A 12,892-nucleotide genomic window follows, 5' to 3' on the forward strand; every position below is an offset into this window, starting at 1 on the left:
CGCCCGACGGTTTCCGCGGTCCGCACCGCCCGCGGCAGGTTCTGAGACATGGGGAGCCCTTGTCCACCGACACCGCAGCACCCGAGGCGCGCACCACCATGGTCGCCCTGGTCTGGAACTATGCCTCGGCGATCGTCGCCACGGTGCTCCAGCTCTGCTACACCGCCTACACCGCTCGCGTCGTCCTTCCTGAGAGCTTCGGCGCCTTCGCCGCAGCCGCCGCGGCCACGACCGTGCTCGGGTACGTCGCCGGAGCGGGACTCGCCACCTATCTGCTGCGTGCCGAGGAGCTGACCCGGCAGACCGTCCGGTGCGCGTACCGCGTCTCCGTGCTGAGTGGTGTGCTCTGCTGTGCCGTGAGCCAGGCGTTGGCGCCGCTGGCGGCCACCGTGTGGGGAATGCCCCAGGTCGCTTCGTTGGTGCAGCTCTACGGCATGTACTTCCTTGCCCAGCCGGCCTCGCAGGTAGCCGTCGCGGCACTGCGCCGCCTGGATCGCGCGCGGTTCTGCGCGCTCACCGAGACCGTGGCCCAGTTCGCCGGCATGGCGGTCGGCGCTGTCCTGCTGGCCCTCGGCTGGAGTCCGTACGGACTCGTGGCCGCCCAGGTGGTGACGCCTTCGGTGACGCTCGTGGTGACCGCGGTGTCGCTGGCGCGCCTGCCGCTCGCGGACGGCCCTCACGTGCCGCCTCGCGAGATGCTCCGCATCTCCGGAGCCTTCGCCGGCTACGGCATGATCCAGATGACGGCGGCCGATGCCACCCTGTTCGCCGTCACCCGGTTCCTCGGACCGGCCGCAGCGGGTCAGTTCTCCCGCACGACGCTCGCGGTGGGCCTGCCGGTCGCCATGCTCTGCCAGAGCCTGAGGCGTGCGGTCATGCCCTCACTGGCCCGCATCAACGCAGAAGGGCGGCCGCTCGGCACGGTGCTGTCCGATGTGCTCAGCGCGACGTCCGCGGTCGCGTGCGTCTCCTTCGGCGTGCTGGCGGGGGTGGGCCCGGCCGCGCTGAGCCTCCTGCTCGGGCCCGGATGGGGAGCGGCAGGTGCGCTGGTGCCGGTCCTGGCAGCAGGCGCCCCGCTCGTCCTGCTCTGTCAGGTCAGCTATGCCGTGGACGAGATCCGCAAGGAGATGGGCAGCTTGCTGAGGACCCAACTGCTCGTCCTGGCGGCCACGGTGGTGCTCGTGGGGCTTGCGGTCGCGGCCGGTCGTGGCATGGCGCTCGTGGCCGTGGCCGCGTCCGTCGCGGCCGGCGTCGGGCACGTGGATCAGCTCGTCCGCTGGCACCGGGCCGGACTGTGCCGTCTGTCGGCGCTCGTCCGGCCGTATGCCGTCCATGCGGCCGTCGGGGTCGCGCTGTACGGCAGCGGGTATCTGGCAGCGGGTTACGGTGTCGGGGCGCCGGCGAAGGTCCTGCACGGTCTGTTGGGCATGGTCCCGGTGGCCCTGGTGTGTGTCGTGCTGCGCCGCAGGCTCCCGTTGTACTCGGCGGCCGTCTCCCGCGGAATGGTCACGGGGCGAGCGGGCTGATCCCGAGGGCCTCGTGATAGAGCCGCTCGACCTGCCGCAGCCAGGCGTCTTCGGTGAAGTACGTGTCGAAGACACGGCGGCAGTGCGCACGCAGGGCGGGGAACCGTTCGGCCGCGTCAGCCAGGACGGGCGCCAGCGGTTTCTCCCAGCCGACGGCCGCACCGGTCCCGAGGGATCGGACGGACTCGGCGACCGACGAACCGTCGAAGGCGAGGATGGGCAGCCCGGCGGCCAACGCCTCGACCTGAACCAGGGGGGCGCCCTCCAGACAGCGGCTCGGGAAGACGAGGCCGAGGTACGACGGCAGCCGTCGGCGCAGTTCCGCGCGGTCCAGACGGCCGAGAAACCGCACCGATGAGGGTGCCGTGGCCCGGGCCCGGCCGAGGAGTTCACCGTCGCCGATGATGTCCAGCGGCGCCGACTCCGGCCAGCGACGGAGCAGGTCCAGGGCGCCCTTCTCCGGACTGAGCCGACCGGCGAAGACCCACCGTTTGTCCGATGCACCGTCCGTGCAGGGGGCCGGCTCGTCGACGAAGTTGGGGATCAGCGCAATGCGGTCGGCGGCGATCCCGGCTCGGAGGTACATCCTGCGCCCGAGTTCGGACACCATGATGAGCCGGTCGGCGCGACGCAGCAGCGGATCGCCCGTCGCCCCCCGCCTGTTGGCCCACGCCAGTGGTGCCGTGGCGAGCCGGGAGTCGCGGTAGCAGCCGTGCCGGACACCCGCCCAGCGGTCGCCGTCGAGGCAGCTGGTGCAAGGGGCGCCGTCGCGGGAGAGGGTCGCGCCGGCACACAACGGACGGTAGTTGTGCAGGGTGGCGACCAACGGGCCGTCCCAGGCGCGCACCCAGCCGCGGGCGAAGTTCGGAAACAGGTTGTGGACGTGCACCAGATCAGGGGCGAAGGCCCGCAGCTCGGCGATCGGGCTCCGGCCCCTGCCGGAGGCCACCGTCACGGTCGCCCGCACCGGGTAGACGCGGCTGCGGGCCAGCGTGTCGGTGTGCGCGGCCACCAGGGCCACTTCGTGTCCGGCGTTCCGCAGGGCGCGGACCTGGTCGCGCACGGCCTCGTTCTCGCCGCTGGGCTGCCCGGAGGAGTAGAAGCTGTGGACGACGGCGATGCGCAGCGGGGTCATCCGGTTGTCCCGAGGCGGGGCGAGCACACGGCGAGCCGGTGTCCTGGCACGCCACCGCGAGGAAGGGAGCTCATGCCTCGCCGGGTGGAGACTGCGATCACGCCGAGCGTGGGTTGTGGTGACGGCACTCGTTCCACCTCCTGTTTCAAGTGGTCTTCGAGAGGGCGGCGGCTTCGGCCACGCCCCGTCCGGGACGGTCTTCGGCGGAGGTCGCGGCAGCCGGCCTTCCGCTGGACAGGACGACGCGATAGAGCTCTTCGGCGGCTCGGGCCTTCGCCGTCCACGTGTGCTTCCGCGCCCATGCCAACGCAGCTGCGCGCATACCGTGGCGTGTCTCTTCGTCGCCCAGTACGGCGCTGAGTGCGTTCGCGAGGCGTTGCGGCAGATCGGCGGGGTTGCCGAGCGGCACGGAGACCGCCCCGCCGGGGGCCGAGAAATCACCGATGCCTTGGTGACCGATGTGGACCACCGGCAAGCCTCTCGCCCATGCCTCCAGCGACTGGGCGCCGAACGAGTCGCGCAGGCTTGTCATCAGAAAGACATCCGCAGCGTCGTAGGCCGTGCGCAGATCCGTCCAGGGCACGTCACCATGGAAGACGACGGACTCGCTCACCCCCAGACGCCGGGCGAGTCGCTCCAGGGAGAGCCGCAGCGGTCCGTCGCCGAAGAATTCGAGGCGCGCCCGAGGATGTTCCGCCCGGACATGCACCATCGCCCGCAGCGCCAGCTCGGGCGCCTTGTGCGCCGTCAGTCCGCCGACCCACAGAATCGTCGGAGGGTGAAGGGCGGACCACGCCGGCGGGGCCTCCAGCGGCTGGCGGATCACCGACTCGTGGATCCCGTCCGCCAGCATCAGGCACGCATCGGTGCGGCCCAGACGGCGAGCCCTCCGGTCCGTGTCCCAGTTGGTGACCAGGACCGCCGCCGCCTCGCGAAGCGTCGCGCGGCACAACGGCCGACGGCCCAGATGGCGCACCCGCAAGGTCCGCACGACTTCCAGCAGATACGCCGGGCCAAGGTAACGCCGGTGGCTGTGCGGTGCGATCTGGCCACCGCCGACGGGACCGAACACCAAAGGCGGTCCCAGACGGTACAGCGCACAGCCGCCCTGGAGGGATACGTACGAGACGTGGTGAACCAGATCGGCCCGGTCGAGCCCATGGGTGCGCGCGTGGGCCAGGGCCCGGCGCTGCCAGCCGTCGTAACGCAGGAACTCCCGGGCGCTGTCGCGCACGAAGCCCGGCAGCAGAGCAGCCCAGGACGGGAGGTCGGGCACCGGGATGACGTGAGGTCTGATCCGCCGCCCCACGTCCCCCAGCTCTGCGGCCCGAAGCCTGATCTGGCGCTCGTTGTCCCGGTCGGGGTGGGTCAGGACCTCTACGGTGTGCCCACGTTCCGCAAGGGTTTCGGCCCATCCCCACCCGACGGCCGGTTCACTGCCGCGCGTGGGATCGCAGCCGTATGCGACCAGTACGATGTGCAGCCCCCGTGTCGCACCGCCGAGCGCCGACTCGGCCCCTTCCGGGCTGTCGGTACCCACGTCGGCGCTCCCTGCCGCGGCGGGGAGGCCGGCGGGGCGTCCCGCCTTCTCTGCCTGTTCCTGGCGCATGAGTCCTCTCCATCCGCTGCGGGACCCGGTCGGTGCAGCGGCACGTGGCTGACGAGCGCGTGGCGGCTTCGGTCGAGCCGACGCCAGAGATCACGTGTCAGCCTAGGATTCAAGGCGACCGAAAACATCACTGTCATGGCGTTTCGGCGATTATTACCCCAATCGGCTTCTTCGCGTCCGCCGACGGCGACACGATCGGAGCCGAGCGCGTCCTCGAATGGTCCCTGGTCAGCCGCGGCATGGAGCGGCCCGCTTCACCGTGGCTCTCAGTGGTGTCACCAGGGCCTGCCGGAGAATCGTCGGGGGGCGGTCGGCGTCGGGCTCGCGCAGGCGCAGCACCAGCGTGCGGCTGGACTGCCGGGGCAGCTCCAGGTCGAGTGTGTAGACGGGGTGGCCGCGCTCGACACCGGGGATCAGCTCGACTGGGCGGCCGTCGAGAGTGGCCCCCTCCAGAGTCGCTCCCTGACCGGCGTAGTAGTCGACCAGCAGCCGGTTGTCGCCTGGGAGGGTCCGGTAGGGCGGAGCGTCGACCCTTTGAGTGACGTACGCGGGCAGGCCCGAGGTCGGTGCCCGGTTGGTGAGCGTCACCGTCGCGGTGACCGATCGGCCGGTGTCCGCGCAGGCACCCGGCGCCCAGACGAGGCTTCGATCCAGGTAGTAGTCCAGTTTGGTGCCGGCCGCGTTGTTCACCACGAGCCCTGCGAAGGGACCGGGTGTGTCGGGCAGGGCACCTCCGAACGCCCCCGACATCAGCAGCCGCTCCTCGTCCGCGTTCGCGCTCCACACCTGGAGGCGGCCTGCCTGCTGAACATCGCGGACGGCGCCCAGGAGAGCGGGAAGCAGCTTCGGGTCCTCGACCGCGTTCATCATCCGCTCGGCGGCTGCCCGCGCGGCCTCGACGAAGAACGCCTTGCGCTCGGCTGTGTCCTCGTAACTCGCGTAGCTGGTCCGCTCGGTGAGGTCCATGGCGTTGTCGGCGGTGAGTGCGGTGCCGTCGGGCAGGCGGGCCGGCCCGGCGACGCGCAGAAGCAGGCCCAAGGTGCCGGGGTCGACGGCGATCGCGCCGTCGATGTGCTGACCGGTGTGCGCGCGCCAGTACCCGGCCCAGATGCGGGCCGCGTACGGGAAGTGCGGGCTCATGTTGGAGTTCGCCCATGCGCTGCCGGGCTCGTTGCTCCCGTACCTGTCGGCGAACTCGGCTCCGAGGTTCACATCCGCGCGGAGTCCGTCCAGCTCGGTGTTGTTCCCGAAGCGCTCGAAGGACAGCCGGCCCCGGTCGGCCCGCAGGACGGCGAAGGCTCCCGGGAGGCCGCCGGTACCCCGGGCCTCGGCCGTGTTCTGGAAGGCGAGGAAGTAGCGCCGCGGCCCGTGCGCCCCGAACATCGACGGCAGCACGCGGGCCGCGACGGCGGCGTCGCGCGTCCCCGGGACGAGACGGTCGAGCTGATCTGATAGATCCGCACGGCCGCGGTCGCTCGCCGGCAGCCAGCTGGAGTGGGGGAGGCGGGCGATGTCCTGCTGCACCTCGGCGGCGACACGCGCGGCTCGGGCGAACGCGGGCGCCTCGCTCTCCAGCCCCACGAGAGCGTGTGCGGCACCCTTCGCGTGAGCACCGGCCGAGAGCCGGGGGACGGCTCGCACCAGCGGGGGCAGGACGTCTCGGGCCAGTCTGTCCGAGGCGTCTGCGATGCCCCGTCCGGTCTCGAACGGCCTTCCGAAGAAAGGTAGCTGGGCGGCTGTGTACCAAGCAGGCCCAGTGGTGAGGTCGTGGGCGCGTGAGGCATGCGCGGCCGCCGAACGCAGCAAGCGCTCCTGATCGGACTCCCCGGGCGACCCTGAGGCGCCCCCCGGAAACCCCGTGGACGCCGACGCCGCGACCGACTCCCGGAGCGCGTTCAGGTCGTGTTGGGCGGCGCGAAGCTCGGCGACGGCGAGCCCGCCCGTGACAAGGATCCAGGCGGCCGCCGCCGAGGGAAGGACGGCGGCTGCGAGCAGCACCTTCCTGGCCCCAGGACCGTGGATGCGCCGACGCGCCCGACGGGCGTCCCGGGTACGCCCGGGACGCCCGCCGAATGTCATACGGGGTCGTCGTGCCGTCATGATTGGCGACGGCGGCGCACGACGAGCACAGTGCCGGCACCTGCCGCGACCAGAGCGGCCGCGACACCACCCAGAATCACGCCGCTGTTGTCGTCACCGGTGTCCGCGAGGTGCGGATGGTGGGGGTGGTCCCCGTGATCCGGCTTGTCCGGGTGATGCGGCTTCGGCGGCTTCGGCGGATAGGGATGGTGCGGCTTCGGCGGGTAAGGGTGGCCGGGCGTCGTCGGATGAGACGGGTGGGGGTCGGCCGTGGCAAGTGCGGGGCCCGCACCTGCCAGGGGTGCTACGACGAGCGCGGCGGCTGTGGCGGCTGCGGCCGCGACAGATCGCCATCTCGGCGATGTCGTCATCTTCTCCACTCTCCTCGACTTCAGTACGGCGAGCCGGTTGCTGCCTGGGCGGTGGTCACCCAGGAGACCTGGACGGATAAATAGAGAGATAGGACGCGGATAAGATCAATAATGCAAAAGCGCCCAGAAGCCATCGGATGGTGTAGTGGATCGAGTCCTGGCACGTCCTTCCCGGTACCCGCTTGAGCTGCGCCGTCGTGCGGTGCGCATGGTCGCCGAGTCGCGGCCCGACGATGAAGGCGGTCGCCGCGAAGCTCGGCATCGGCACGACCGAGAGGCCGCGCCAGTGGGTTCACCGGGACGAGATCGATGCCGGTATCGACGCCTCGATCGCATCGGACGGCGACGCGTACGACAACGCGCTGGTGGAGTCCACGACACGGGCGGCACCGTCACCGGCCTCCTCGACGAGCACCTCACCGAGATCGACCGCCGCATCGCCGACCTCACCGCTCTGCGCGACACCCTCCAGCCCGCCCGCGACCGCGCCGGCCGGGTCGCCGGCCGGGGCGAACCGGGAGTCACGGCCTGATGGACGGCTCGCTGTCCGCCCGCGGCGGGAGCGAGGCGACCCCGGCCGCCCCCGTCCGACCAGGTCCAGGGCGTCCAGCGCACAGCAGTCGTCGCACGGCTCGTCCAGCCGGCCGCCGCGAGGGCTCGTCGTAGCTAGTCGACCCTCGGTGCCCCTTCCGAAGCGATCGCGGAGAACACATCCTCCCGCTCCAGACCGCCGGGCTGATCTCGGTACCGACCGCGTTCGCGCGGGGCTGGGTCGCTGGCGTCCGCGGCCGACAGAAGTCCGCCGACGCCTCCTTGGAAGCCTGGGCCCGGGTGCTGCTGGGCGCCACACCGGACCAGGGAGTGAACACCTGAATCCGGCCCTGCGTTTCCGCCGGGGCGGCACTCCCGGGGTCAATCGGAGGTGCGCGTGGGCACGGGCGTGCGAATGTACCCGGGCGGGTGATGAAGCGAGAAGGGCCACAGCCGCACCGAGTTGTCGCTGCCACCTGTGGCCAGCCTGTCCCAACCGGGGCTGAGGGCGACCGGCCCTTCGCCGACCTCAGCCTCGCCCGTGACGGTTCGTGCCGCGGTGGACCACAGGAACAGCTTCGCGCCACCGCTGAGGTAGGAGGCGGCGGCGATCGAGTCGCCGTCCGGGCTCGGCATCACCCAGTCGGCCCGCTCTGTGCCTAACAGCGTGGTGCTCGAGTCGGTCCTGCTGATCATGCGCATCCTGTCGCTCCCGCTGATGACGGCGTTTCCGTCGGCCGTGAACGCCACTGACTGCAAGCCGCTGTTCACGGCGTTCAGCTCTACCGGCTTCGAGCCCGAGCCCGGCTCCCAGAGCCGGAGTTTCCCGTCCTCAGCCCCGACGGCGAGGGCCTTCCCGTCGGGGCTGAACGCGAGGGCTGTCACCGCTTCCCAGTCACCGCCGGCCGTGCCCGCGAGCGCACCGGTGGAGGCTTCCCAGAGCAGGACATCGCCCTCGCCTCCGTACGTCGCGATGGTCTTGCTGTCCGGGCTGAAGACCATCGGGTACGGACACGGGGCCACGGCGATCCAAGGTACGGGTGAGGGTGCGGGTTGCCACGTCCCAGAGGTGCACACGGGATATGGGGCGTTGGTGCCAATGGCCAGCGTCCTGCCGTCCGGGCTGAATCGGACCTCGCGTACCTCGATCGGACAGTCGTCACGGGCAGGGTCCGGCGGCACTTGGAGGGTGGCGGTGAGGGTGCGGGTGGCCACGTTCCAGAGCCGCACGGTGTCGTCCTCGCATCCCCCGGCGAGGAGAGTGCCGTCGGGGTTGAACGCCAGGGACATCACCCGGCTCTGAGCACCTGTCAGTGCGGTCCACGGCGGAGCTTCCTCAGCCCCGTCCCCGTTGAACTGCCTTGCGGCGATGGCTGAAGCTCCTACCACCGCGGCGAGGGCGGCCAGTCCACCCAGGAGGACACTACGACGGCGGGGGCCGGGCGGATCCGCGAGACGCGCAGCGCCTTCGAGCGCGTCTGGAACGGCAGAGGCGGTGGGCATGTCGGCGAACCCGTAACGGATAGCGGGGCGGGCGCGTGGCCAGGGTCGGGTACAGGGTCGAGGCCCACAATCACCGTGGGCGTGCGCCTGGGGGCTTCGGTCCTGCCCGCCAGAGCCCTGAGGGCTCGCAACCTCTGCACGACGGCTTCGGCGTCGGGACGCGCCGTCGGGTCCTTGGTCAGGAGTTCACCGAGCAGCTCCGCCAGCGGCCCCGCCTGTGCGGAAACCGGGGCAGGTTGCGTCAGCACGGCCGTGATGACCGCGGTCAGGGTCGGCCCATCGAACGGCGGCCGTCCTTCGACCGCCGCGTACAGCGTGGCACCGAGCGCCCACAGGGCCGCCGGAGCCTCGACGCGGCGGCCCTCCAGCTGCTCCGGAGGCATGAACTGCGGTGTGCCGATGATGGTGTCTGTTGCCGTCAGGTGCTGGGTGGCGTCCAGGAGTCGGGCGATGCCGAAGTCGGTGATGACCGGTCGGTTCCCGGTGAGGAGGATGTTGTCGGGTTTGAGATCACGGTGGACCACGTCGGCGGCGTGGGCGTGCGCGAGGGCATCCGCGATTCCGACGCCGAGTGCCGCAACGCGCTCCCAGCTCAAGGGGCCCTGTGTCCTGATGAGTTCCCGGAGCGAGGGTCCGGCGACGAACTCCATGACGATCCACGGAACGCACGGTGATGGACCACGTCGTGCACGGCCACCACACCAGGGTGCCGGAGCCGGGCTGCGGCCCGCGCTTCCCGCTCCGTCCGTGCGATCAGCTCGGACCGCAGACCCGATGCCGGGTCGTCCGGCACCAACACTTCCTTGACCGCCACTTCACGGTCGAGACGATCGTCGTGAGCACGCCAAACGCGACCCATTCCGCCTTGACCGATCGCCTCGACCAGTAGGTAACGCCCACCCACCAGCTCACCGGCTGCGCTCGTCATGCCGGTCACCCTAGTACTTCAACTGTAGTTCGCGATCTTGCTGGTTGGGGATGCGGTAGAGGCCCCCGTAGGGGGACGGGGCAGGCGCCGGCCCTCGCTTATCCCGCAGCTGCTCGGCGAACGCCCGCGCGGCGCCCAACGGCGGCGTCCGATCGCGTCCGTGCGTACGTCCATGGGGCCGATCGCCCGACGGGGCGATTCTCGACGGCGGCGGAGTGCGGGCGAGGCCGGGCCGGCGGCGTACTCGTCGCTATGTCCTCCGGCACAAGGCATCCGCAAGCGGTCTGCTTTCAACGAAGTGCTCAACACGGCAGTTGGGAAAGGATACTTCGCGGAGAACCTCCTCCACGGACTTCGGTGGAAGGCTCCGGGGGCCAACGAGAGGATCGACCCCGCTGCCGCTCCCGATCCGGCACAGGTTGCACGGCTTCTTGGGGCAGTTGCTCTGCAGTGCGGGCGCGGTCCTTGTCTGGAGGCGTCCTTCAAGTGCAGTGCGGCTACCGCCACCCAGCCCGTACCCGTCCCGCCACAGTTCGTGCGTGTCCTCCGTGCAACATCGACCGCCTCGGCGTGGCCCTGCGATCTCCGACACGCAGGCATCTCGTTCTGGTTGTACTCCGGTGTGGACCCGGCCGAATGCGCTCGCCGCGCGGGTCGGAGCATCGAGGTTCTCTTCCGTCACTACGCCGAGTTCCTGGACGGCGTGCGGGAGCAGGCCAACCGCCTCATCGAGCAATCCATGGAGGAGTGGGGTCGCGTCAGCCGGGGTGAGGCGCCGGTGAAGTGAGCCCGAGTGTGGTCCGTGACTGGTCCGGAAGAGCTGGTCAGGAGCGGGATGTCGGTGGGATGAACCGTGAGCTTCGGTGCAGACGCGATCCCCTCCCTAAGACGATGTCTCATGTGGCGGTCTTGTCTACTGCTGGTGCTCAGGGTGGGGACAGTCTGTCAGGCTGGCCAGCTGAGCCGGCCGTCCACGACGGCCGGGAGAGATGTGGGCATCTCGTCGGTGGTCCAGGCGAACTCCAGGGCCGCGAGTGTGGCTCCCTGGTCCGTCCATACGAGGATCTCGCCGACGTAGGCGCCGGACGGGTCGTGGACGTGTGCGTCTACGGGCACGAGCTCTTTCGGCAGTGCCGCACGCTCGCAAGGTTCCCGGACCCGCAGGTTGACGCTCACGGAGTCGGGCCCCCAGACGGCGATCACCTCGGTGTGGTCCAGCTGGCCCCGCAGTTGTGATGCGCCGGCGAACTCCGCCGACAGGACGTGTTGGAGCACTGTGCGCTCGTCGGCGTTCAGCGGGCGTGGGTCGATGGGAGGAGGAGCCAGGCGCCCATTCTGAGGTGGCGAGGGCAATCAGCCCAACGCCTACACCGAACCGTCGCCGGGGCCGCCCGACAGCGGCATCATGATCGTTCATGGGTGGGGATCTGTCGCAGCGGCTCGTGCCAGATGATCTATGGGCAATAGTCGAGCCGGCACTGCCGTCCGTCCGCTCGCGCCCGCAGGGCGGTGCACCGCGCCGATCGACCAACGCGCCGTGTTCACAGCCATCGTGTACGTGCTGACCAGCGGGTGAAGGGGGTCCGCTGACGGGGCCGAATCCGGTCGACCGAGGCAAAGCGGGCAAGCAAACTACATGTTCTGACCGACGCGCAGGGACTGCCCGTGGTCGTCGGGGTGTCCGCTGCGAACGTCAACGACGTCCAAGCGCTCCGCCCGCTCATCCTCGGGATCCCGGCTTTCCGCTCACGCCGCGGCCCCCGCCGGAGACACCCCAACAAGGTCCGGGCCGATAAGGCCTACCACTCGGCCGGCAACCTGGCGTGGCTAAGTGAACGCAACATCACTCCACGGATCGCCCGGCCGGGCGTGGAGTCTTCCGAACGCCTCGGAAGACACCGGTGGAAGATCGAGAGGTCGATCTCTTGGCCCTTCGGATACCGCTGCTGGTGGTACAGCGGCAACACGGCGCTGACATGCGCAGGGGCTGCCGTGGGGCTCGTAGTCGGCATTCTGGTCCGTGAATGGTCCGGATCTTGGTCGGGGCCTGCTGTAGAAAGCGGGGAACGATCCGCGGCCGAGTCGAGCGAGCGTTTGCCTCCTGCTCACTCGGTGTCGCATCGGCAGGGCGTTGTGCCTGAGTTGCCTCAGGCGTTCCACCCGGTGTGCCGCCCCGCGGCGACCTCGGCAATACAGCCTCCCGCGCCAGCAGAGCTCCTGGCGACGATCCTTCACGCAAGGCGCTTTAGCCTGACGGTTGACAAGACTGATGGAGAGCCGCGTGGAGATCAGAACATCGAGATTTTTCTGACACTCGCTGAGGAGCTGCGCTTCGGCCGGACCGCCGAACGGCTCGACGTCACCGCGGCGCGAGTCAGCCAGGCCGTCAGGAAGCAGGAAAGGCATATCGGCGGCGAGTTCTTCGCCCGCACCCGTCATCACGTGCTGCTCTACCCCGCTCGGTCAGCAGTTGCACGACGACCCGCTCCCGGTGCGCCACGGACTTCAGCGGAGTCTGGAGCGGACCGCGTTGGCCGCGAAGGGTTAACACGGAGGTGCCGCGCCTGGCCATGACGTTCAGAAACGTCGAGGACCTGAGGACCGTTTTCGGCGAATTCTCATCCCGCCACCCCTGCATGATGCAGATACGCGCTGTGAAATACAACGACCCTTCACCGCACCGTGCCACGACACGATCGACGTAAGTCGTCCGGCGCACCGGGGGCGGGATCGGCCGAACTCGAGCGCGAGGCGTTCGAGTTCGGCCGCGTCGAGCCGACCGTCCTGGTTACCCGGATGCGCATGAATCGGGACGACCGGGCAGCTCAGGAGCCGCAGCGAGACCGGATCAGCCTGGCGCAGGCCGCGGAAGTGACTGACAGATCAACAGTGCAGGACACCCGAGGGCCATACGGTCATGGGCTCCGCATCAGGACCGATCGACGTCAGCGAAGCCGGCTGGGGCAACCGCCCCTCTCCGGTGGCGATCACCAGCCGAGGCTGATTCGCTGGAAGTGGTGGCCTCCGTACCAACCTCTCGGATTACCTGAACGCCGACTCATCGAAAGGATGGGCGGACGATGTCAGCACCTCAATGGCGGAGACTGGTCGATCACCTCCAGAGCGTTCCCGAGGGCGTGTACGAGACGAACGTGCCGGGGAACGGTTACGACAACCGGACACAGTTCGGAAGGCAGTTCGGCGAGGACG

At 70.0% G+C, this 12,892-nt stretch carries 10 protein-coding genes; 3 read left to right on the top strand and 7 right to left on the bottom strand.

Annotation, left to right across the window (positions count from 1 at the left end; translation table 11 throughout):
• Positions 1 to 59 precede the first annotated feature (59 nt).
• Entirely contained in the window at positions 60 to 1,526 is a 1,467-nt protein-coding gene (locus AC07AW_RS14945; RefSeq protein WP_478815849.1) for an oligosaccharide flippase family protein, read from the top strand.
• Here the strand turns inward: AC07AW_RS14945 and AC07AW_RS14950 are convergent.
• The 4 genes from AC07AW_RS14950 to AC07AW_RS14965 all read right to left on the bottom strand — a co-directional run bounded on the left by AC07AW_RS14950 (position 1,507) and on the right by AC07AW_RS14965 (position 6,720).
• On the bottom strand, positions 1,507 to 2,661 hold the full coding sequence (locus AC07AW_RS14950; RefSeq protein ID WP_478815850.1) for a glycosyltransferase family 4 protein: 1,155 nt from the start codon (positions 2,659 to 2,661) through the stop codon (positions 1,507 to 1,509). The genes AC07AW_RS14945 and AC07AW_RS14950 overlap by 20 nt on opposite strands.
• Before the next feature lie 145 nt (positions 2,662 to 2,806).
• Positions 2,807 to 4,270: a glycosyltransferase family 4 protein gene (locus tag AC07AW_RS14955; protein WP_478815851.1), complete on the bottom strand. Its 1,464-nt coding sequence runs from the start codon at positions 4,268 to 4,270 to the stop codon at positions 2,807 to 2,809.
• Between the two features lie 228 nt (positions 4,271 to 4,498).
• The gene (locus tag AC07AW_RS14960; protein ID WP_478815852.1) at positions 4,499 to 5,851 is read right to left on the bottom strand and encodes a DUF4012 domain-containing protein; all 1,353 of its coding nucleotides are present in this window, start codon (positions 5,849 to 5,851) and stop codon (positions 4,499 to 4,501) included.
• A gap of 515 nt (positions 5,852 to 6,366) precedes the next feature.
• The gene (locus AC07AW_RS14965; RefSeq protein ID WP_478815853.1) at positions 6,367 to 6,720 is read right to left on the bottom strand and encodes an LAETG motif-containing sortase-dependent surface protein; all 354 of its coding nucleotides are present in this window, start codon (positions 6,718 to 6,720) and stop codon (positions 6,367 to 6,369) included.
• 286 nt (positions 6,721 to 7,006) lie between these two features.
• Between AC07AW_RS14965 and AC07AW_RS14970 the strand changes: the two genes are divergently transcribed.
• Positions 7,007 to 7,252 (top strand): MerR family DNA-binding protein, encoded by a 246-nt coding sequence (locus tag AC07AW_RS14970; protein ID WP_478815854.1) that lies wholly within the window; start codon positions 7,007 to 7,009, stop codon positions 7,250 to 7,252.
• 380 nt (positions 7,253 to 7,632) lie between these two features.
• Here AC07AW_RS14970 and AC07AW_RS14975 read toward each other — a convergent pair whose 3' ends face one another.
• The 3 genes from AC07AW_RS14975 to AC07AW_RS14985 all read right to left on the bottom strand — a co-directional run bounded on the left by AC07AW_RS14975 (position 7,633) and on the right by AC07AW_RS14985 (position 10,957).
• The gene (locus AC07AW_RS14975) at positions 7,633 to 8,640 is read right to left on the bottom strand and encodes a WD40 repeat domain-containing protein (RefSeq protein WP_478816250.1); all 1,008 of its coding nucleotides are present in this window, start codon (positions 8,638 to 8,640) and stop codon (positions 7,633 to 7,635) included.
• Positions 8,634 to 9,404 carry a serine/threonine-protein kinase gene (locus AC07AW_RS14980; RefSeq protein ID WP_478815855.1) on the bottom strand — a complete coding sequence of 257 codons (771 nt, stop codon included), beginning with the start codon at positions 9,402 to 9,404 and terminating at the stop codon, positions 8,634 to 8,636. The genes AC07AW_RS14975 and AC07AW_RS14980 overlap by 7 nt, the downstream gene beginning before the upstream one ends.
• A 1,223-nt stretch (positions 9,405 to 10,627) precedes the next feature.
• Positions 10,628 to 10,957 carry a hypothetical protein gene (locus tag AC07AW_RS14985; RefSeq protein ID WP_478815856.1) on the bottom strand — a complete coding sequence of 110 codons (330 nt, stop codon included), beginning with the start codon at positions 10,955 to 10,957 and terminating at the stop codon, positions 10,628 to 10,630.
• Between the two features lie 324 nt (positions 10,958 to 11,281).
• Here AC07AW_RS14985 and AC07AW_RS14990 point away from each other — a divergent pair, with 324 nt between their 5' ends.
• On the top strand, positions 11,282 to 12,256 hold the full coding sequence (locus tag AC07AW_RS14990) for a transposase (protein WP_478816251.1): 975 nt from the start codon (positions 11,282 to 11,284) through the stop codon (positions 12,254 to 12,256).
• Positions 12,257 to 12,892 lie beyond the last annotated feature (636 nt).

The organism is Streptomyces sp. NPDC044003, assembly GCF_056435185.1.

Bases quoted from the DNA above. Each gene is read 5' to 3' on its own strand.
- AC07AW_RS14950 (WP_478815850.1), bottom strand. From the start codon at position 2,661: ATGACCCCGCTGCGCATCGCCGTCGTCCACAGCTTCTACTCCTCCGGG.
- AC07AW_RS14955 (WP_478815851.1), bottom strand. From the start codon at position 4,270: ATGCGCCAGGAACAGGCAGAGAAGGCGGGACGCCCCGCCGGCCTCCCC.
- AC07AW_RS14965 (WP_478815853.1), bottom strand. From the start codon at position 6,720: ATGACGACATCGCCGAGATGGCGATCTGTCGCGGCCGCAGCCGCCACA.
- AC07AW_RS14980 (WP_478815855.1), bottom strand. From the start codon at position 9,404: ATGGAGTTCGTCGCCGGACCCTCGCTCCGGGAACTCATCAGGACACAG.